Genomic DNA, 21,932 nt, shown 5'->3' on the forward strand with positions numbered 1-21,932 from the left:
ATTAGAGAATCTGACCAAAAATAGTCCTGTTTCTTCCTATTACCCGACCATTCTATCATATGGGCTTCTCAAAGGCAATGGCTGACAAATATTTGTAATTGTTTTTTTTCATACTTTGTCGTATAATGTACTGTGATTTTTCACAAACAATAAAAATAGGAAGAAACCCAAAAACAAAGCCAAAGCCCACGAATTGCTGCATGCTTTGAGACTGGGCTTTTAAAGTAAATTAAGAGGAGGTCTTCTGACTATGTCAGCAGATAATACAATGAAGCAAACTCTATACCCATTAGGTATCGACATTGGCTCCACCACTGTAAAAATCGCAGTATTAAACGAGCAGCATGAGCTGCTGTTTTCTGATTATGAGCGTCATTTTGCCGACATTCAAAATACTCTGGCAGAGCTGTTAGATAAGGCTTATCAGGAATTAGGTGAAATCCAGGTATCCCCTGTGATCACCGGTTCCGGAGGTCTGACCCTGGCTAATCATCTGGAGGTTCCTTTTGTTCAGGAAGTTATCGCCGTATCCACTTCTCTTCAGGAAATGGCTCCAAAAACAGATGTTGCCATTGAGCTGGGAGGCGAAGACGCCAAGATCATTTACTTTGAAGGAGGCAACGTAGAACAGCGCATGAACGGCATCTGTGCCGGCGGTACCGGTTCCTTCATCGACCAGATGGCGTCTCTCCTTCAGACAGACGCTCCAGGGCTGAACGAATATGCAAAAAATTATAAGGCCCTTTATCCCATTGCAGCCAGATGCGGTGTTTTTGCCAAAACAGATATCCAGCCCCTGATCAATGACGGAGCTACGAAAGAGGACCTGGCTGCTTCCATTTTCCAGGCAGTGGTAAATCAGACCATCAGCGGTCTTGCCTGTGGTAAACCTATTCGGGGACATGTGGCTTTTCTGGGCGGTCCCCTTCACTTCCTTTCCGAGTTAAAGGAAGCCTTTATCCGTACCTTAAAACTGGATGAGGAGCATACCATTGTTCCGGAAAATTCTCATCTGTTTGCAGCCATCGGCTCTGCTCTTAATGCAAAGCCAGAAGCTCAGGGAATTTCCGTAACTGCCATGAGAGACCGGCTGAAAGCTTCCATAAAAATGGATTTTGAGGTAAACCGTATGGAGCCTCTCTTTGCCACAGAAGAGGATTATGAAGAATTTAACCGCCGCCAGAGCCAGTACAATGTAAAGACCGGCGATCTTTCTACATATGAAGGAAACTGCTACCTGGGCATCGATGCCGGCTCTACCACAACTAAGGCAGCCGTAGTAGGGGAAGACGGAACTCTGCTTTACTCTTTTTACAGCAACAATAACGGAAGCCCTCTGGCTACCTCTATCAAGGCTATCCAGGAAATCTATTCCCAGCTTCCAAAAGGCGCCAAAATCGCTTACTCCTGTTCCACTGGATATGGAGAAGCCCTTATCAAAGCGGCTCTCATGCTGGATGAAGGAGAAGTAGAGACTGTGGCCCACTATTATGCTGCATCTTTCTTTGACCCAGAAGTAGACTGTATCCTGGACATCGGCGGTCAGGATATGAAATGTATCAAAATCAAGAATCAGACTGTAGACAGCGTACAGCTTAACGAGGCATGCTCCTCAGGCTGCGGTTCTTTCATAGAAACTTTTGCCAAATCCTTGAACTACAGCGTTCAGGACTTTGCCAAGGCTGCTCTCTTTGCTGAGCATCCCATTGACCTTGGAACCAGATGTACAGTATTTATGAACTCCAAGGTAAAACAGGCACAGAAAGAAGGAGCTTCTGTGGCAGATATCTCCGCCGGACTGGCCTATTCTGTCATTAAGAATGCTCTTTACAAAGTTATCAAGGTTTCGGATGCCTCAGAACTTGGAAAACATATTGTGGTCCAGGGCGGTACATTCTACAATGATGCCGTACTCCGCAGTTTTGAAAAAATCGCAGACTGCCATGCCATCCGTCCGGATATTGCAGGAATCATGGGAGCCTTTGGTGCCGCTCTCATCGCCAGAGAACGGTACGAACGTGGAAAAGCCACCACTATGCTCCCAATTGAAAAAATCAATACACTGGAATATAAGACTACCATGGCCAACTGTAAAGGCTGTACCAATAACTGCCGTCTGACCATTAATAAATTCTCCGGCGGACGTCAGTATATCTCCGGCAACCGGTGTGAGCGGGGTATTGGAAAAGAAAAGAATAAAGACCATATTCCCAACTTATTTGAATACAAATACAAGAAACTCTTCTCCTACACGCCTCTCTCTGAGGACAAGGCCGTGAGAGGAAAAGTAGGTCTTCCAAGAGTTCTGAATATGTTTGAAAACTATCCTTTCTGGTATACCTTCTTCACAAACCTGAAGTACCAGGTAGTTTTATCTCCTACCTCTACCAGAAAAATTTATGAGCTTGGCATTGAGTCCATTCCCAGTGAATCTGAATGTTATCCGGCCAAGCTGGCCCATGGTCATGTAAGCTGGCTGATCAAGAAGGGCGTTAAATACATATTTTATCCCTGTATCCCTTACGAACGTCCGGAATTTGAAGATGCTGTAAACCATTACAACTGCCCCATTGTTACTTCTTATGCTGAAAATATAAAGAACAATGTGGATGAATTAAAAGATCCGGATATCCGGTTCCACAATCCTTTCCTGGCTCTTACCAGTGAAGAGGCGGTCACCCAGAGACTGGTGGAGGAATTCCCGGATATTCCTGAAGAAGAAGTCCGCCATGCAGCCAGAGAGGCCTGGCTGGAAATGGACCGGTGCAGAAAAGATATTATGCGCAAAGGTGAAGAGACTCTGAAATATCTGGAGGAAACAGGAAGGCGTGGTATCGTTCTGGCAGGACGTCCTTACCACATTGATCCGGAAATCCACCACGGTATCCCGGATTTGATCAATTCCTATGGACTGGCTGTGCTGACAGAGGATTCTATTTCTCATCTGGCGCCTATTGACCGCCCTCTTCGTGTCAACGACCAGTGGATGTATCATACAAGACTATATGCTGCCGCCAACTTCGTAAAGGAAAAAGAGAATCTGGACCTGATCCAGTTAAATTCTTTCGGCTGCGGTCTGGATGCAGTAACTACTGACCAGGTAAATGAAATCTTATCCGACAGCGGCAAAATTTATACCTGTTTAAAGATCGATGAAGTAAATAACCTGGGTGCAGCCCGTATCCGTATCCGCTCTCTTATTGCTGCAATCCGCAATAAGGAAAAACAGCATGAAAAGAGAGACGTTGTTCCTTCTTCCATTGAAAGAGTACCTTTCACAGAGGAAATGCGGAAGAATTACACCATCCTTTGTCCTCAGATGTCACCTATCCATTTCTCCATTCTGGAGGCTGGCTTCAATGCCTGCGGTTATAATCTGGAGGTACTGCCGAATGACAACAAAGAGGCTGTAGATGTAGGTCTGAAATACGTAAACAACGATGCCTGCTATCCTTCCCTTATGGTAGTGGGGCAGATCATGCAGGCCCTGTTATCAGGAAAATACGACTTACATAAGGTTGCCATCATCATGTCCCAGACAGGAGGAGGCTGCCGTGCTTCCAACTATATCGGCTTTATCCGCCGTGCCCTGAAAAAGGCAGACATGGACTTTATTCCTGTAATCTCTATTAACTTAAGCGGTCTGGAAGAAAATCCCGGCTTTAAGATTACGCCAAAACTGGCAATCCGTCTTGCCTACGGAGCTGTATTCGGAGATATCCTGATGAAGTGTATCTACCGCATGCGTCCCTATGAGAAGGTAAAGGGTTCTGCCAATGCCCTGCACAAAAAATGGGAAAAGAGATGCAAATCCTTCCTTTCTGGAAGACACGCCTCTTTTGCTCAGTTTAACCGTATCTGCCGGCAGATGATCCGGGAGTTCGATTCTCTGCCTATTACAGACGAGAAAAAGCCAAGAGTTGGAATCGTAGGAGAAATCCTGGTAAAATTCCTTCCTGCTGCCAACAATTATCTGGCAGAACTTCTGGAAAAGGAAGGAGCTGAACCTGTATGCCCAGACCTTATCGACTTTATGTGCTACTGCTTCTACAATCTGAACTTCAAGTCCAACTATCTGGGCTTTAAGAAAACTTTGGCAAAAGAAGGAAATCTGGGGATTGCCGCTATTGAATTTGTAAGAAGTGCAGCCAATAAAGAGTTTGCCAAGAGTAAACATTTTACCCCTTCCGCCAAGATTTCAGACCTTGCGAAAATGGCAGAGCCTATTGTATCTCTGGGCAATCAGACCGGAGAGGGTTGGTTCCTGACAGGAGAAATGATGGAACTGATCCATGGAGGCACTCCCAATATTGTGTGTATCCAGCCTTTCGGCTGCCTGCCGAACCACATTGTAGGAAAAGGCGTTATCAAGGCCATCCGCAAGGATTATCCGGAGGCCAATATCGTAGCCGTGGACTATGACCCAGGCGCCAGTGAAGTAAACCAGCTGAATCGTATCAAGCTGATGCTCTCCACGGCCTTCAAGAAATTGAGTTAAGTATCTCTAAAAAAATCCCGTGAAATCCAGGCTTTTCAGCTTTGGATGCTCACGGGATTCGTCCATCTATCTATTCAGTATATGAAGCTTTTCCCCGATTTCTGCCAGCTTTCTTCCTCCAGGAAGTCCTGCCAGGTCTTCCTCCTTTGGATTAGAGATAAGCAGATAAATCAGGAAATAAATACATGCAGCAATTCCTATGGCAGGTATAAGAGCGATCAGATTTCCTCCTGGAAGATTTCTTGTAAGGAAATACACGCCTCTGTACACCAGAAATGCTGCCGCTCCCATAGGCAAAGATGCCAGGAAAGGCATCAGATAAGCTTCTTTCCATGGGTTCCTGTAGTCCAATTCCTTCCGCATAGACATATGGTTCAGAATGCACATCACCAAAGCATAAGCGATCATTGCGATAGGGATACTGTAAATTCCAAGATTTGTAGCAAACATCAGCACTACCATGACCACAATGTCCACCACCAGAGCTGCTGCCGCATGAATCATAGGCAGATGGGCCTTCCCGATACCCTGAAGGACGCCATTGGAAATATTGGACATTCCGTTCATGATCACTGTAACAACGCCGATCATCATCAGATATCCTGCCACTCCGTCTGTTGCAGGAAACAGCAGTCTGGTAATGGGGCCTGCCAGAACAAACAAACCTACCGAACAAGGTATCGAAATAAACATGCTCAGCCAGGTTGCCTTGTTAATCTTTTCCTTGGCCTCTTTGATATTTCCTGTGGCGTATGCACCAGAAACTTCAGGCAGCATAGAAGTAGGCGCCGTACTGGCCAGCGTCAGAGGGATATTGATCAATGTCATAAAATATCCGCATTCTGCATATAAGCTTTCGATAAGACTGCTGTCCAATCCCTGCATACCTGAAATCTGGGAATAAATCCGGCTGTTCAAATAAGTATTTACATTATATAAAAAAGAGCTGAGGATAATAGGGGACACTATCAAGATGATATTCTTCATTACAGAAGAATAACTCTCATTTACAGATACTGTATCCTTCTCTATTTTCTTCCCAATAATCTTTCTGTTGACCCAGTAAACCAGAAGCATAAAGATCAGGGCCGTAGCCACTCCTGCTCCGGTTCCCATGGTAGCCCCCGCCGCACTCCAGCTTCTCAGCACGTCTGTTTCCGCATCGGCGAAGTAATTCACCATAAAGTTTGCCATGACCAGGGCCACTACTGCCACTGCGATCTGCTCAAAAATCTGTGACAGAGAAGTTGGCAGCATATTCCTGTATGCCTGGAAATATCCACGGAAAACTCCCAGAATACCAGACAGGAAAATAGTCGGTGAAAGGAACTGAAGGGCCAGTCTTGCATTGGCCATACTATCCGGTATAAGGATAGGCGCTCCTACCACACAAAAAATCGCAACTACACCGCCTACGATCACAGCGTAAAGAAGGGCTCCTTTAAAAATCCTCTGAGCGTCTCTGTATCGTTTAAAAGCAATCCTCTCTGCCATAATCTTTGACACTGCCTGAGGGATGCTGTAAGAAGCGATCATCAGAAGGATCAGGTACACATTCTGGGCAAAACTGAAGCACCCGAAGCTCTCATTCCCAAGTGTGGCTGAAAGAGGACTTTTATAGATCAATCCGATAATCTTAGATACCAAAGCCGCCACCATAAGGAAAGAAGCATTTTTTAATAAAGTATTGTCATTTTTCTTTTCCATGTATCTTAGTTCCCCTGTCTGTTTTCTATCTGCCAGTCAATAGGCTCCAATCCGTGCTCTTTCAGGAAAGCATTGGCCTTGCTGAAATGCCGGCAGCCAAAGAATCCCCGAAAAGCAGAAAGGGGACTGGGATGAGGGGCCTCAAGGATAAGATGTCTGGGATTATTCAGCATGCTTTTTTTCATCTGAGCAGGCCTGCCCCAGAGCATAAAGACTATAGGCCTGTCCTGCTCATTCAGCACCCGGATAGCCGCGTCTGTAAAGTCTTCCCAGCCAATTCCTCTGTGAGAATTGGCCTGATGAGCCCGGACAGTCAGGACTGTGTTTAACAGAAGCACTCCCTGCTGGGCCCACTTTATCAGATAACCATTATCCGGGATATAACATCCGCAATCGTTATGAAGTTCCTGATAAATATTTACCAGAGAAGGAGGAATTTCCACCTCCGGTTTCACAGAAAAGCAAAGCCCGTGGGCCTGTCCCTCATTATGATAAGGGTCCTGCCCTAAAATTACTACTTTCACCTGATCCAAAGGAGTCAGATGAAAGGCGTTAAAAATATCATCAGGGGCGGGAAAGATCCTTCTTTGCCGATATTCCTGCCCCACTTTTGTAAATAATTCTTTATAATAGGGTTTCTTAAACTCTGGCTTTAACGCCTCAAGCCATTGTCCCTGTAAAGGCGGCATATTCCATTCCTCCTAAAAAGATATCTGCTTATTTTCATCCTTTTAGTTTAACAGAATACTACCAAAAATGCAAATTTCTCCTACAGATTTTTACAATCACTCAGGGAAAATAGAGATTTCTGCCGGCCCGGCGCTTTGGAGTTCAAACCAGAATTCCACCCCATTATCATAATTCACCACACCGCACTTCTGATTCATGCTGTCCATAATGGCCTTTACAATAGACAGGCCAATCCCGCTGCCTCCATAGGCTCTGGTCCTTGCCTTGTCCACCTTATAAAACTTAATCCAGATTTTATCCAGGTCCTCCTGGGGAATAGGATCTCCTGTATTAAAAACAGATACCCTTACCAGGTTTCTCTTCTGAATAATCTTTACTTCAATCTTTTTATCATAATCCACATGATTCAGAGCATTGGATACATAGTTTGTAACAACCTCTTCAATCTTAAACTCATCTCCCCAGACATAAACCGGATCTTTCTGGACAAAACGCAGCTCTGCTTCTTTCTGGGAAGCCAACAGCTGTGCAGAGTGGATAACGCCCTGAATCAAATCGGTAATATTAAACCTCTCCATAGTCACCTGGTCATTTCCGAATTCCAGCTGATTTAAAGTAAGAAGCTTCTTCACCATATTATTCATTTTTCCAGCCTCATCAATGATTACATCACAGTAAAATTCTCTGCTCTCAGGGTCGTCATTGATGCACTCCTGAAGTCCCTCTGCGTAACCCTGGATCAAAGCGATAGGGGTTTTCAGCTCGTGGGACACATTGGATAGGAATTCTTTCCGCATTTCGTCAATCTGGGTCTTTCTTTCAATATCTTTCTGCAGCTCATTATTGGCTGTCTTTAGTTCCGAAATAGTCCGCTCCAGTTCCTCTGACATTTTATTCAGGTTATTCCCCAGAACTCCTACTTCATCCTGACTGGGACTGTCATATTTTACGTTGAAGTTCAGATTTGCCATCTCCTGAGAAAGCTCAGACAGCTTATGAAGAGGACTTGTAATTCTTCCCGAAAGGAGCAACACTACTACGGAGCTCAGGACAATCATCACACCTCCAATAGCCACATAGAACAAATTAGAAATCCTAGCACTTTCCTTCAGACTTTCTATAGGGGTAGTAATCAGAAATTCATCTCCGTTGTCCAGATTTCCATACATATTGATAGAATCTGTAATACTGGGAGTATTTACTCTTCTCTCCAAAATATAATTCTGGGAAGACCGGAGAATCTGCTGCTCTCCTTCAAGATTGAGCCGCAGACCAAAAATCAGCCGGTCTCTCATATCTTCCGCATCCTTAGCAAAAGATACGATCAAGGAAGCGTCTTCATCCAAAATGATCAGGGAAAGATTGTTTTCCAGAAGATAGTCTATAAAATCCCGGTTAGATGCCAGGCTGCTGTAGTTTTTCACATCATTGATCATATCATAAGTCTCAAAGAAACACTGCTCTCTGCTGATCGTATAAACTCTTTCCAAGAAAAAGGTATTGATCAGGATTATAACCACCAGAAACAGCGCCATCATTCCAATAAAGGTCACTGCCAGCCGGTTCCTGATGGATTTTCCCATAAAGTTCTTGATAAATTTCATGGCTTACACCTCGAATTTGTAGCCCATGCCCCAGATTGTCTTGATATACTCTCCTTTTTTCCCCATTTTGCTCCGCAATTTCTTTACGTGAGTATCGATAGTCCGGGCATCGCCGAAATAATCATAATTCCACACTGAATTGAGGATTTTTTCCCTGGACAGGGCAATGCCCTGATTTTCCATAAAGTAGGTGAGAAGTTCAAATTCTTTGTAGCTCAGCTCCATAGGCTCGCCGTCAATAGTGGCAATATGAGCGGATTTGTTGATTTCAATCCCCCCTGCCTGCAAAATATCCTCTGTACCTCTGGCGTTAGTCCTTCTCAGGATAGCTTCCACTCTGGCCACTAAAATCTTGGGGCTAAAAGGTTTTGAAATATATTCATCAACTCCCAGTTCAAAGCCTAAAAGCTCATCCCGCTCATCTCCTCTGGCAGTAAGCATGATAATCGGTACTTTAGAATTCTTTCTTATCTCTCTGCATACTTCCCAGCCATCCATTTTCGGCATCATTACATCCAGAATAACCAGAGAAATATCCTTCTCTTCATAAAAAACATCCAGAGCTTCCTCTCCGTCACCGGCCTCCAGGACGTCAAAATCCTGCTTCACCAGGAAGTCACGGACCAGTTTTCTCATTCTGCTTTCATCATCTACTACTAAAATCTTACACTTATCCATAATAAACTCCGCTCCTTTATTTAGCTATACCATAAAGCAAGGAGCCAAGCGAGCATTGAATCTCAATTTGGCGACTGCTGATGATATTAGTGTACTGGCAGTACCATAATTCATTCAATGTCATTAGTTGAATTATAGTCGCAGCAGTACACTAGCTACTATGTAGTTAGTATACCAGAGAATTTTGTCTGAAGTGTGAACTTTTTATACAACGCAATAGAAAAAAAGCCCAGCAAACACTGAGCTCTTTCCTATGGACCTGAGGGGAATCGAACCCCTGTCCGAAAGTCTATCCCTTGAAGCATCTCCCATCACAGTTATTCTTTTAATTTTCCCTTACCCCAACGCCGAATAACAGGCTTTCGGGCTCGGTAGCTTCATAAAATCTTCCCCAATCTCAAAGCTTTGAAAGTGAAGTTCCCCGCAAGGTCGATGCCAGATTCCCGGACAGCGGGTGATCCAGGGCTGACAAGCTGCAATTAGGCAGCTAACGCTACTCTATTATTGTTTGCGTTTATATTTAAGTTCCAGGTTGATACGCAGTCCCGGAGTCTGCGGATGGCTTCCTCAACTTCAAAACCCCCGTCGAAACCAGTACAAGCCCTCATATAAAAAGCTTTTCCTGTAACGCAAACCGGCAGTTTCAAGCATCCTTATCTTATAATTTTTTTTCTCCTTTGTCAAGGCGTAGCCGGTATTTTTCACGGAAGCATGAAATCAAAAAAGCATGAAATCCATGACCTTCGGACCCTGGTATCATATGATAAAGAGAGGGGATTTTTTGAAGGGAGGATTTTTTATGGCTTTAAATGGAATTGATGTTTCTCAGTATCAGGGGAATGTGGACTGGAATCAGGTGAAGGGGGCCGGTATTGCTTTTGCTATGCTCCGAGGCGGGTACGGAAAGAATAATGTGGATCCCTATTTTCATCAGAATGCCTCTGCCTGCCAGAAGCTGGGAATCCCCTTTGGCATTTACTGGTTTTCTTATGCATATAATGCCCAGATGGCAGCACAGGAAGCAGAATATTGTGCAGCTCTGGCAAAGCAATATAAAGTTACATGGCCCCTGGCCTATGACTTGGAGTATGACACTGTCCGCTATGCTGCACAGCAGGGTATAACTATCGGAAAAGCTCTCGCCACTACCATGACCGCAGCTTTCTGCGACAAGGTGAAGGCTTCCGGTTATATTCCTATGTATTATTCAAATCTGGATTATTACCGTACAATGTTTGATACAGAGCGTCTGCCCTATGACTTATGGTTCGCCCAGTACGCATCTGCCGCTTCTGTATCGGATATGGCAATGTGGCAGTATACTTCCACAGGAAGCGTTCCTGGCATTTCAGGAAACTGCGACAGGAATTATAGTTACAAAGACTACGGAAAGGGCACCGTATCACCTGAACCTGCCCCCTCTGTTCCCGATATATATACCGTTCAGTCCGGGGATACTCTCTCAGGTATTGCCCTTCGTTTTGGCACTACAGTCAGCAGTCTTGCAAAAATAAACGGAATCTCAGATCCTGACGTGATTTATCCAGGACAGGTGCTCCGTCTCAGCGGCAGCCCCGTCTCCGGCCAGACTATCTACACTGTAAAAGCAGGAGACACACTCTCAAAGATTGCCGCAGATTTTGGCACCTCTTATCAGACTCTTGCACAACTAAACGGCATCTTGAATCCTGACCTCATTTATCCCGGTCAGAAGCTTAGTATCCCATCAGGCTCCTCGACCAGTATTTCCTACTATACCATACGTCCGGGAGACACACTCTCAGGAATCGCCCTCCGTTTTGGCACCACAGTCAGCCGCCTCCAGAGTCTGAACAATATTTCCGATCCGGATAAAATCTATGCAGGAACTAAAATCCGTATAAACTGATAAATATTTCAGCAGAGAACGAGTAGTTTATTTAATTCCCTAATAGCAAAAATCCCCAGAGACTGGATGGAACCAAATTTTCCAGTCTCTGGGGCAAGTTATGTAGCAAGGCTGAAATCCTTATGACTGGATTGCCTCTGCAATTTCTGCCATATTACTGATATTCAGATAACTGACCTGTCCTTTCTCGTCGGTCTGGGCGCTTCCCTCAATACCGATACTCTCTTCACTTTCCTCCCCACGGAGCTTAAGTTCGCCGCTGATTTCGTAGTCTCCCTGTACCTGCTGGACATCCAGATGCTCTAAAGACATTTCCCAGTTATTTTCACAGGCTTTCACAGAAATCTCATAAAATGCTGTTCCCGTCAGGTCTTCATATCCTTCTTCTGTCATATATTCCTGAAATCTTTCCTGAACCCATTGAGGAAGTTCTGCCGTAACAAGATTTTCTGAAGCAGCTTCTCCACTGTCTGGGCTTATCAGCTCTTCATACTCTGATTCTTCCAGATTTTGAAAAAGATTTTCTACTACTGCTTCCACATTTTCTGTTCCGTTGTTCATCTGCCCTTCACTGCATCCTGGAAATGCCAGACACAGGGCCGCTGCCGACAGTATTGCCAATATTTTTTTCATATTCACCGCCCCTCTCTTCTTTTCCTTTTTATATACATAATCTTCCATGAGAGAAAACCTCTCAAGTATTTACACACATTTCATTAGTTACACTATCTATACAGCCAGTATACCCTATTCCACCCTCTGTTACAATATACATGGGAGTATATTTCTTGCATTATTCCTACAGCTTTTGCTATACTGTAAATACCGGCTGTTCCTATTATATTTTTTAGAATATCCGGGTTTAGAAATAAAGGAGAAATCCGGATATGCCACCGGAAGAAAAGACAAATGCTGACACGAAAAGAATTGAAACAACGCGGAAAACACTCTCTGAAAAAACATTACCTGATTTTTACAGCCATATGCCTGATTTCCGCTTTTCTGGCCTCAGAATTCAGAGGATCCCTAAATTTTTCTACCCTTAGAAATTATGAAGAATTTATAGATAATCCCGTATTTGAGGGAGGGAAAGGCCTCCTTTTAAATATAATCCAGCAGCTGAACTCCGGGTCAATCCTGGTCACTATGTCTGCCTCTGTCAATTCCCTTGCAGTAACGGAAAAAGGCGGAATTGTTCTGCTGATCCTAACAGGCACTGTGGCCATGTTTGCATTCTGGGTGTTTATCCAGAATACCTTTGGCGTCATACTGCGGCGTATTTTTCTGGAAAGTCATACTTATGAGTCTGTTCCAATATCCAGGGTCCTGTTTCTTCTGAAAATAAAAAAATGGATGAAAGCCGCCTGGATCATGCTGGTAAAATCTGTTTTTCAGCTTCTGTGGTCTTTAACTATTATAGGAGGGATCATCAAACACTATTCCTATTTCCTGGTTCCTTACATTACTGCAGAAAATCCAGATATGACCGCCCGCCAGGCTGTCACCCTGTCCAGAAAAATGATGAAAGGCCATAAATGGGAATGTTTTGTATTTGAGCTGTCCTTCCTTGGCTGGGAGATCCTGGGCATTCTGACTCTGGGAGTCTTCAATATCCTATATACGAATCCCTATAAGACTGCTGCTTTTACAGAATATTTTGTGCAGCTGCGTCAGGAATCGAAAAAAGCCAAAATTCCAGGCACAGAGCTTCTCAATGACATTTATCTTTATGAAAAAGCTGATGCACTGCTGCTTATGGAAAAGTATGTAGATATCCTGGATATTATGGAAACACCATCTCCTCAGGAACCGGAACTTCCAGGTATCAGAGGCTTTTTTGCCAGGAATTTCGGTATTCTTTTGTTCTGGGGCAAACAGGAAAAACGCTATGAACAACTCCAGGCCCAGCATGTCCGGAATGCTGAATTATATGAGGCATTAAAAGGTACTATGTATCCCACCCGTCTCCATCCGATTCCTGAAGAGAGTAAACGAAATCAGATTGAGTCTCTCAATTATATGCGTCAGTACAGCATCTGGTCTCTGATCCTCATTTTTCTTGGGCTTTCCTTTTTCGGCTGGCTCTGGGAGGTAACCTTCCATTTGCTCCTCAGCGGAGAATTTGCAAACCAGGGATTTCTGAATGGTCCATGGATTCCTATATATGGCAGCGCCTCTGTTTTAATCCTGACTTTACTGTACAGGCTGAGAAAAAATCCCGGCATGGAATTCCTTGCCTCCATTATTCTCTGCGGTTTTCTGGAATATATGACATCTCTGGTCCTGGAAACAATATCCGGAGGCATAAAATGGTGGGATTACAGTGAATATTTTCTGAATCTCAACGGAAGAGTCTGTGCTGAAGGGCTTCTTGTCTTCGGGGCAGGGGGAATCATCGTTGTATATGTACTGGCCCCTTTAGCAGACAATCTTCTCCATGCAGCAGACCAAAAGCTTCTGAAACTTTTTACCCTTGTCCTTCTGGTCCTGTTTTGTGTGGATGCAGCATATTCTCCCTTTCATCCTAATACAGAAACAGGCATCACAGAAACCAGTTTTTCCATTCCTATCAGAAAAGGGCTTTCCTAATAAAAAATCTGCCTTACAGCCGGTGTACTGACACCAGAGCTGTAAAGCAGATTTTTTATTATTCCATATCCAGATGACAGGATACAAAGTGTCCTGGCCGTGCCTCTCTAAGCTTCGGTGATTCTTTATGGCACTTCTCTGTGGCATATTTACACCGGTTAGCAAATGGACAGCCTGGTTTTGGATTGATCGGACTTGGTACGTCTCCTGAAAGGACGCTGGCCTCTTTCTGAGCTTCCTTATCCGGGTCCGGAATAGGAACTGAGGCCAGAAGAGCCTGGCTGTATGGGTGAAGTGTATGAGCATAAATCTCATCACTGTCTGCCAGCTCTACCAGATTTCCAAGATACATAACCGCAATACGGTCAGAAATATATTTTACAATGTTCAGGTCATGGGCAATGAACATATAGGTAAAGCCATTTTTTTCCTGAAGGTCTTTTAACAGGTTGATGATCTGACTCTGAATGGAAACGTCCAGAGCGGAGATTGGCTCGTCACAGACAATAAATTCTGGTTCTACTGCCAGAGCCCGGGCGATACCGATACGCTGACGCTGTCCGCCGGAGAACTCATGAGGGAAACGGTTGGCGTGTTCCCTGTTCAGTCCTACAGTTTCCAGAAGTTCATAGACTCTCTGGGTACGTTTTTCCTTATCGTACATTTTATGGATCTCCATACCCTCGGCAATAATGCTTCCTACCGTCATACGGGGATTCAGAGAAGCATAGGGATCCTGGAAAATGATCTGAGCTTTCCGGGAATAATTGTAGCGGTCCTTTGTATGCTTCATGTTTACTTCTTTTCCATCGTAAAGGATTTTTCCGCTTGTGGCAGGGTAAATTCCCATTACCACACGTCCAAGAGTAGATTTACCACATCCGGACTCGCCTACCACACCCAGAGTCTCACCTTTATAGATGTCAAGGGAAATATCATTTACAGCCACCAGGTTCCTGCCTTTTCCTACATGGAAATGTTTGGACACATGGTCTAATGTGATCAGTTTATCCATTTACCTTTCCCTCCTTTGCTCCCGGGAAGTCCGGGTGAAGTCTCCAGCAGGAAGCGGTGTGTCCCTCTCCCAGCTCAAATACAGGCGGCTGATTTGCCTTACAGATCTTCATACAATGCTCACACCTGCTGGCAAATCCACAGCCCTGAGGCGGTGCATACAGATCCGGAGGAGTACCTGGAATAGAGATCAGCTCCTCATCTTTCTTGGTATCAATAGTAGGAAGGCTGCGAAGAAGAGCCACTGTATAGGGATGTCCCGGGTTGTAGAAGATATCTCTTACGGAACCTTTCTCCACAATCTTACCTGCATACATAACAGACACTTCATCAGCCAGATTTGCCACAACTCCAAGGTCATGGGTAATCAGGATGATAGCGGTCTTTGTCTCTTCTTTGATCTTTGCCATGAGCTGCATGATCTGAGCCTGGATGGTCACATCCAGAGCCGTAGTCGGCTCATCGGCAATGAGCAGCTGAGGGTTGCAGGCCAGTGCCATAGCGATCATGGCTCTCTGACGCATACCGCCGGAAAATTCATGAGGATACTGTTTTGCTCTTTCCTCCGGGTTGGGGATCTGCACCAGTTTCAGCAGACGGATGGCTTCTTTCTCCGCATCTGCCTTGGAAATCTTCTTTTTCTTTACCAGAGTTTCTGTCAGCTGTTTTCCGACTTTCATAGTAGGATTCATACAAGTCATAGGGTCCTGGAAGATCATGCTGACCACCTGGCCCCTGATTTCCTGCATTTCTTTTTCTGAGGCAGCTACGATGTCTCTGCCGCAGAGATCAATGCTTCCCTCCTTAATGCGGGCGGGAGGCATAGGGTTTAATTTCATGATTGTCTGGGCAGTAACACTTTTTCCACAGCCGGATTCTCCCACTATGGCCATTACTTCCCCTTTCTTTACCTCCAGGCTGACACCGCGGACAGCGTGAACCTCTCCTGCGTAAGTATCGAAGGAAACATGGAGGTTGTCAATCTTTAATACATTTTCCATTTTCTTACCTCCTTAATTTCGGGTCGAATGCATCACGGAGCTGGTCTCCCAGCAGGTTAAAGGACAACATGGTCACACAGATAAACAGAGCTACCACGATCAGCTGTGTAGGATACATCTGGAATACCTGAATAGCATTATTTGCCATCATACCCCAGGAAGACTGAGGCGGAGCAATACCAAGGCCCAGCATGGACAGGAATGCTTCCGTAAAAATAACATTCGGGATATCCAGAGTGATATTTACAATGATAACACTAAGTACGTTTGGAACCAGATGTTTTCCGATGATACGGGCTGGAGAAGCACCCATGGATTTGGCTGCAATAACAAATTCCTGCTCCTTTAAGCTTACCACCTGGCCTCTTACCAGACGGGCCATACCGGTCCAGCCTGTAAGGGAGTAGGCCACGATGATGGTTCCCATTCCTCTTTCCATAACAGTCATCAGAAGGATAACGATGATCAGATAAGGAATACCGCTGATGATCTCCAGGATACGCATCATAATTGTATCCACCGCACCGCCGAAGTATCCGGAAATACCGCCGTAGAGAACACCTACAAAACAGTCGATAAGAGCCACGGCAACAGCGATAGTCAGAGAAATCCTGGCGCCGTACCATACTCTTGCAAATACATCACGGCCCAGATTATCTGTTCCGAAAATATGCATCTGTCCTGTAACAGAATCCGGGGACATGATGGGTTTATTCTGAAAAGCAACATTTTGCTGTTCATAGCCAAAAGGACATATCATAGGAAGGAAAATAGCTCCCAGTATGATCAGTGCCAGAATCGTCATACAGACAATGGCCACTTTACTTTTCCGTATACGGTTCCAGGCGTCTTTCATAAAGCTGATAGAAGGACGGGCAATAGCCTCCATGGAAGAAGCGTCAGAACCGATGACTTCGAAAGCATCTCCTCCGATCTTTCCGCTGACATCATAGGGAGTGTATTTCGTCGCTTGAGTCGCCTGCAGTTTTTTCTTCTTTGCCATCATACTTTTACTCCTTTCTGCCTGTCAGTTTGATACGTGGATCGATCAGGCCGTAGATAATATCTACTACCAGATTGGCAAGAATCAGGAAAGTTCCATAAAATACCGTAGTACCTGCGATCAGCGTATAATTACGGGTCTGTACACTGGTTACAAAGTATCTGCCCAGGCCCGGGATTGCAAAAATGTTTTCTACTACAAATGCTCCTGTAAGAACAGCAGCCACCAAAGGTCCCATTACTGTAATAACCGGCATGATGGCATTCCGGACAGCGTGTCTCCAGATGATCTGTCTCTGGCTCAATCCTTTTGCCTTTGCCGTTTTAATATAATCCTGGCTTAATACATCCAGCATACTGGTACGCATAAGACGGCTTACTGTAGCCATGGAACCAAAGGCCAGAGCAAAAGCCGGAAGGATTTTACTGTGCCAGTCAGTCCATCCAACAATGGAGAAGACCTGTACGCCTGTAGCCTGTCCAAGCTTCAGTGCAAGGAAATACTGTAATAATGCGCCCATAATGAAAGAAGGTACAGACACACCTACCAATGCCAGGAACATAGCGCCGCTGTCCCATGCAGTTCCTCTTTTTACCGCTGCAACGATACCCAGAAGGATACCCATGATAAATGCAAACAGCAGAGCCCGGACACCCAGATCAAAAGAGACTGGAAACGCATCCTTAATAATATCCGTGACCGCTCTTCCGTCCGGAATGGAAATTCCAAAATCTCCCTGAAGGGCATTGCCAATGTACATGATCAGCTGCTGAAGCACCGGTTTGTCCAGACCGTACTTTGCTTTCAGGGCTTCCATAACCGTATCAGGAATATCTTTTCCGCCGGTGAAGGGATCGCCCGGGAGCAGCTGCATCAGAAGGAAGGTAACACTTGTCAGAACTAAAATTGTGATAAAGGAATAAATAATCCTCTTTAAAATATAGCGTAACTGATTCGCCAAGATAACAGCTCCTTTCTTTTGTCTTTTATTTTTCACTTTACTGTTTATGTAAATCGCAAAGGTTCTTTGCGATTTACATAAACAGACAGGAGCCCTGCCGGGAAGTTTTCTGCTCCCTGACAACGGCTCCTATCCGTTAAATCACTTTATACCTTTGTCAGCCGTATAAATCCGAATTATTTTGCATCTGTAAAGTCAAACTCCTGGAATCCGGTACGTGTCATATTCTGTACCTTGTCAGATACTGCATAAGTAACACCGCTGAAGTACAGTGGGAAGATAGCCGCGTCGTCATTTGTAACAATCTTCTCTGCCTGAGCCAGCATATCCTGACGTGCAGCAACGTCTCCCTCTACCAGAGCACTTGCAACCAGGCTGTCATATTCTGCATTGGAATATTTACCATAGTTATTTCCGTTGGTAGTTGTGAACATATCCAGGAACGTCATTGGGTCATTGTAATCTGGTGACCAACCTGCGTAAACCATATCAAAATCACCGTGCTTCATAGAATCAAGACGGGATTTGAAAGGCTGCGGTGTGATCTCTACATCAATACCCAGAACTTCTTTCCACTGTGCCTGGAAGAACTCTGCGTCTCTCTGTCCGCTTGTCTGGTCATCGCAGAGGATAGACAGCTTCAGATCTTCTGCAGAAAGTCCAGTTTCCTGAAGACCCTGCTCAAAATATTTTTTAGCTTCCTCTGCATTATAAGATACTACATCGCCTACAGCGTCACGATATTTTTCACCATTAGCGCCAGCAATTGTAGTAGGTACCAGACCAGTAGCCGGAACAGAACCATTTCTTAAAATATCATCGCACAGGCTCTGTGTATTAATAGCCATACCAAGTCCTCTACGGATATTTGCATTGTCCAGACCTTTGTCTGTTTTCTGTGTATTGAACTGGATATACCAGTTTCCATTATCCACATAGCTTTCTGTCTTGATACCAAGCTGTTCAGCCTGATCCATCTGGTCAGCATTCAGATTGATACAGTCAACCTGTCCGCCCTGGAAAGCGTTCATACGGGTGTTGGCATCATTCATCATTGTATAACGGATGGTTCCAACTGCGCATCTGTCAGGATCATAGAAATCTTCGTTCTTAGTCAGAGTGATGTGATCGTTGTGTGTCCACTCGGAAATGGTATAAGCACCATTTGTTACGATCTTGTCAGCGTCATCTCCATATACATCAGCGCCAATCTCTTCATAAGCTTTCTGATTCACTGGGTAATAGGAAGCGAAAGAGAAAAGATGCTCTGCATATGGAATCGGATTCTCAAAAGTTACTTCCAGAGTATAGTCATCAAGAGCCTTTACTCCTAACTCTGAAGGATCCATAGTTCCTTCATATACTTCATTACCGTTTAACAGGTTGTCGTATACGATAAAGGCGTAGGAAGAAGCTGCTTCCTTACTGCAGATGGTCTGATAAGAGAACACGAAATCGTGTGCAGTTACAGGCTCACCGTTTGTCCATTTTGCATCCTGACGAAGAGTCATCGTATAAGTACGTCCGTCATCGCTGACTTCTGTTGTCTCAGCTAAGTCTGGCTGAGGAGTATCGTTCTCATCCAGCTTGTAAAGACCTACCATAACCTCACGGAGAATATCTCCGGAAGCAATGTCTGTTGTCAGAATACTGTTCAATTCAGGGGGTTCTGCACGAAGGTCCACTACATAAGTATCATCTTCAGCAGTTCCCGGGAAAGCTGAACTAGCTGCTTCTGTTCCATCGCTGGCTGCACTGGAATCTGAACCGGAAGTACTGCCGGAATCAGAGCTTCCACATGCGCCTAAGGACAGAACCATGGCGCTGGCTAAAGCCATTGCTAAGATTTTCTTCATTTTCATCTTAGAATTCCTCCCTTTCTGATGTCTCAATCCTGAAGTCAAAATTAGTCTTCTCTACTTCTTCGCTTTACTATAGAAAACCAAACCATACCAGTCTGCTATAGCGATTGAGCAATCCTCTTTATTATAATTGAATCTGCATTTTTGTCAACCATTTATGACGAAATTGTGTATTTTGTGTGTTTTTACCAAAGACAAATATCTTTTCTTGGCAATATAATTCATACTTCTTTTTCCAGATTTTCCACGATTTTACCTATGGTTCCGTCTGCAAAGGGAGAATCAATTCCTGCTTCCTTGAGAAGCTCTGTATGAAACTTTGAAGCGGACATCCTGCATAATTTCAAATAGCTCTCCCACGCTCTTTTATAGTCTTTGTCCATCCATGCCTTATATTCAAAGGCACAGAGCTGAGCGATCACATAGTCAATGTAGTACAGGGGGAAGCTGTAAATGTGATGCTGTTTCTGCCAGAAACATCCTTTTTCAAAGAAGGGCAGTCCATCATAATCCATATGAGGTTTATAGATTTTTTCCAGCTTTTTCCACACTTCTTTCCGCTCTTTCGGGCTCATTTCCGGATGGTCGTATACTTCATGCTGGAATTCATCTACCATACAGCCGTAAGGCACGAACATCACCGCTTCTTCCAGATGCATTCTGGTGTAGTCCTCTGTAGTGTCTTTATCAAAGAACAGATGGTACCAGGGCTCTGTAAAGAATTCCATAGACATAGAATGGATCTCTGCAGTTTCCATTCCGATATCCGCATGTTCTCTGATAGGATCTGAAGCCGCCAGATAGCCCTGGAAAGCATGGCCGCACTCATGGGTCATAACGTCCACATCGCCGCTGGTGCCGTTAAAGTTTGCAAAGATAAAAGGAGCCTTGTAATCCGGCAGATAGGTCATATACCCTCCCACTGCCTTTGTCTTTCTTCCAAAGACATCCAGCAGTTCGTTCTCCATCATAAAGTCAAAGAATTCTTTTGTTTCCGGGGAAAGCTCTTCATACATCTGCTGACCTGCTGCCAGGATTTCTTCCGGTGTTCCCTTAGGGCTTGGGCTTCCCTCAGGGCCATATACCTGCTCATCGGAATAAGTCATATGAGAAAGCCCCAGCCGCTGCTGCCTTCTTTCATAAAGGCTTTCTGCAAAGGGAACAAAGACCTCTTTCACCTGACGGCGGAGATTTTCCACTTCTTTCCTTCCGTAGCAGTTTCTCTGCATTCGGAGATACCCCAGAGGCGTATATGTCTCAAACCCCAGTTTTTCCGCCTGGAGCGTCCGGTTCTTCACCAGTTTGTCATAGAGCTCGTCCAGTTTCTCTTCTATACTGAGGAAAAATTCATTCTGCTTTTCAAAGGCCTTTCTTCTCACTTCCCGGTCTTTGCTCTTCAAATAGGGAGTAAGAAGAGAGAGATTCAGTGTTTCTCCCTCCCATTCTATTTTGGCTCCCGCCAGCAGCTTTTCGTATTCTGTCACTAATGCGTTCTCTTCCTGCATGAGAGGAATGACCTCATCAGACACAGATTTCATGGCAATTTCGATATTTTTGAAGGCCACAGGTCCGATCTTCTCTTCCAGGACCTCCCTGTACGGGGAAGCAAACAATTCTTTCTGATAAGCCACACATAAATTGGAGTAAGCCGGGGTTTCCTGGTCGTAATAGTCCTGCTCCTCCTGATAAAATTTATCTGTGGTGTCTATGGAATGGCGGATGGAACAGAGGGTAGCCTGGGTGGACACCCGGTCTGTTAATGCATAATATTTTTTATGGATTTCAAACTGCTCCTCTCCGCTTTTGGCCTCTTTTAAGGCCTGGAGCAATCCTGCAAGCTCTTCTTTTGCCTTTTCAAAATCAATCCTCTCATAAGGCATATCCTTAAATTTCATAAATTCTGACTTCCTTTCTCCAGTAGTTTTCTCCACAATATCATATAAAGACCTATAAGGCATCAATAAAGATTTTTCACCTTAAACTCTCTTTCTGCCTCCCGTCTCTGGTCTTTCTTGGCAATATCCTGGCGTTTGTCATAGAGTTTTTTACCCTTTGCCACACCAATCTCCACTTTTACAAGGCTGCCTTTAAAATATACTTTTAAAGGAACCAGGGTATAGCCCTTTTCCCGGATCTTCCCTTCGATTTTCCGGATTTCATAAGAATGAAGAAGAAGTTTTCTCACTCTCAGCGGATCTTTGTTAAATATGTTTCCCTTTTCATAGGGACTGATATGCATGCCCCAGACAAAAACTTCGCCTTTTTCGATCTGGACAAAGGACTCTTTAATACTGCACCTTCCCATGCGCAGGGACTTTACCTCAGTTCCCACCAGCTCGATGCCTGCCTCATAGGTGTCTTCTATAAAATAATCATGATAAGCCTTTTTATTATTGGCGATCAGACGAATCCCTGATTCTTTAGCCATTTTCTAAAC

Annotated in this window: 15 protein-coding genes and 1 other RNA gene; 3 read left to right on the forward strand and 13 right to left on the reverse strand. The window is 44.6% G+C overall.

Annotated elements, in window-relative coordinates; genetic code table 11:
• Positions 1 to 250: 250 nt before the first annotated feature.
• Positions 251 to 4,498, forward strand: coding sequence for a 2-hydroxyacyl-CoA dehydratase (locus B5G33_RS00185; protein WP_087416355.1), 4,248 nt, complete (start codon positions 251 to 253; stop codon positions 4,496 to 4,498).
• Positions 4,499 to 4,564: 66 nt separating this feature from the next.
• On the opposite strand, the gene B5G33_RS00190 is transcribed toward B5G33_RS00185, so the two are convergent.
• From B5G33_RS00190 to ssrA, 5 genes are all read right to left on the reverse strand, one after another.
• A complete protein-coding gene (locus tag B5G33_RS00190) occupies positions 4,565 to 6,205 on the reverse strand; it encodes a putative polysaccharide biosynthesis protein (protein WP_087416356.1) in 1,641 nt (546 codons plus the stop codon).
• Positions 6,206 to 6,210: 5 nt separating this feature from the next.
• Positions 6,211 to 6,894 (reverse strand): uracil-DNA glycosylase, encoded by a 684-nt coding sequence (ung, locus tag B5G33_RS00195; RefSeq protein WP_087416357.1) that lies wholly within the window; start codon positions 6,892 to 6,894, stop codon positions 6,211 to 6,213.
• A 96-nt stretch (positions 6,895 to 6,990) separates the two neighbouring features.
• Positions 6,991 to 8,499, reverse strand: a complete 1,509-nt coding sequence (locus B5G33_RS00200; RefSeq protein ID WP_242971374.1) for a sensor histidine kinase — start codon at positions 8,497 to 8,499, stop codon at positions 6,991 to 6,993.
• A gap of 3 nt (positions 8,500 to 8,502) precedes the next feature.
• Positions 8,503 to 9,177: a response regulator transcription factor gene (locus B5G33_RS00205; RefSeq protein WP_087273950.1), complete on the reverse strand. Its 675-nt coding sequence runs from the start codon at positions 9,175 to 9,177 to the stop codon at positions 8,503 to 8,505.
• A 251-nt stretch (positions 9,178 to 9,428) separates the two neighbouring features.
• Positions 9,429 to 9,781, reverse strand: a transfer-messenger RNA (tmRNA) gene (gene ssrA, locus B5G33_RS00210).
• A 195-nt stretch (positions 9,782 to 9,976) separates the two neighbouring features.
• Between ssrA and B5G33_RS00215 the strand changes: the two genes are divergently transcribed.
• A complete protein-coding gene (locus tag B5G33_RS00215) occupies positions 9,977 to 11,065 on the forward strand; it encodes a LysM peptidoglycan-binding domain-containing protein (RefSeq protein ID WP_242974372.1) in 1,089 nt (362 codons plus the stop codon).
• 120 nt (positions 11,066 to 11,185) lie between these two features.
• On the opposite strand, the gene B5G33_RS00220 is transcribed toward B5G33_RS00215, so the two are convergent.
• The gene (locus tag B5G33_RS00220) at positions 11,186 to 11,746 is read right to left on the reverse strand and encodes a hypothetical protein (protein ID WP_087273946.1); all 561 of its coding nucleotides are present in this window, start codon (positions 11,744 to 11,746) and stop codon (positions 11,186 to 11,188) included.
• Between the two features lie 228 nt (positions 11,747 to 11,974).
• Here B5G33_RS00220 and B5G33_RS00225 point away from each other — a divergent pair, with 228 nt between their 5' ends.
• Complete coding sequence (locus tag B5G33_RS00225) at positions 11,975 to 13,654, forward strand: DUF975 family protein (protein WP_087416358.1); 1,680 nt, start codon at positions 11,975 to 11,977, stop codon at positions 13,652 to 13,654.
• A gap of 58 nt (positions 13,655 to 13,712) precedes the next feature.
• Here B5G33_RS00225 and B5G33_RS00230 read toward each other — a convergent pair whose 3' ends face one another.
• The 7 genes from B5G33_RS00230 to smpB all read right to left on the reverse strand — a co-directional run bounded on the left by B5G33_RS00230 (position 13,713) and on the right by smpB (position 21,923).
• Entirely contained in the window at positions 13,713 to 14,669 is a 957-nt protein-coding gene (locus B5G33_RS00230; RefSeq protein WP_087416359.1) for an ABC transporter ATP-binding protein, read from the reverse strand.
• On the reverse strand, positions 14,662 to 15,669 hold the full coding sequence (locus tag B5G33_RS00235; protein ID WP_087416360.1) for an ABC transporter ATP-binding protein: 1,008 nt from the start codon (positions 15,667 to 15,669) through the stop codon (positions 14,662 to 14,664). Before B5G33_RS00235 ends, B5G33_RS00230 begins: the two co-directional genes overlap by 8 nt.
• Before the next feature lie 4 nt (positions 15,670 to 15,673).
• On the reverse strand, positions 15,674 to 16,675 hold the full coding sequence (locus tag B5G33_RS00240) for an ABC transporter permease (RefSeq protein WP_330396600.1): 1,002 nt from the start codon (positions 16,673 to 16,675) through the stop codon (positions 15,674 to 15,676).
• A gap of 4 nt (positions 16,676 to 16,679) precedes the next feature.
• The gene (locus B5G33_RS00245; RefSeq protein ID WP_242974374.1) at positions 16,680 to 17,633 is read right to left on the reverse strand and encodes an ABC transporter permease; all 954 of its coding nucleotides are present in this window, start codon (positions 17,631 to 17,633) and stop codon (positions 16,680 to 16,682) included.
• 176 nt (positions 17,634 to 17,809) lie between these two features.
• Positions 17,810 to 19,495, reverse strand: coding sequence for a peptide ABC transporter substrate-binding protein (locus B5G33_RS00250; protein ID WP_087416361.1), 1,686 nt, complete (start codon positions 19,493 to 19,495; stop codon positions 17,810 to 17,812).
• Between the two features lie 221 nt (positions 19,496 to 19,716).
• On the reverse strand, positions 19,717 to 21,390 hold the full coding sequence (locus B5G33_RS00255; protein WP_087416552.1) for a M3 family oligoendopeptidase: 1,674 nt from the start codon (positions 21,388 to 21,390) through the stop codon (positions 19,717 to 19,719).
• Between the two features lie 62 nt (positions 21,391 to 21,452).
• Positions 21,453 to 21,923, reverse strand: coding sequence for an SsrA-binding protein SmpB (gene smpB / locus B5G33_RS00260; protein ID WP_087273935.1), 471 nt, complete (start codon positions 21,921 to 21,923; stop codon positions 21,453 to 21,455).
• Positions 21,924 to 21,932: the final 9 nt, after the last annotated feature.

The sequence above is a fragment of the Blautia sp. An81 genome (genome assembly GCF_002161285.1).
GTDB classification, from domain to species: Bacteria; Bacillota; Clostridia; order Lachnospirales; family Lachnospiraceae; genus Blautia; species Blautia ornithocaccae.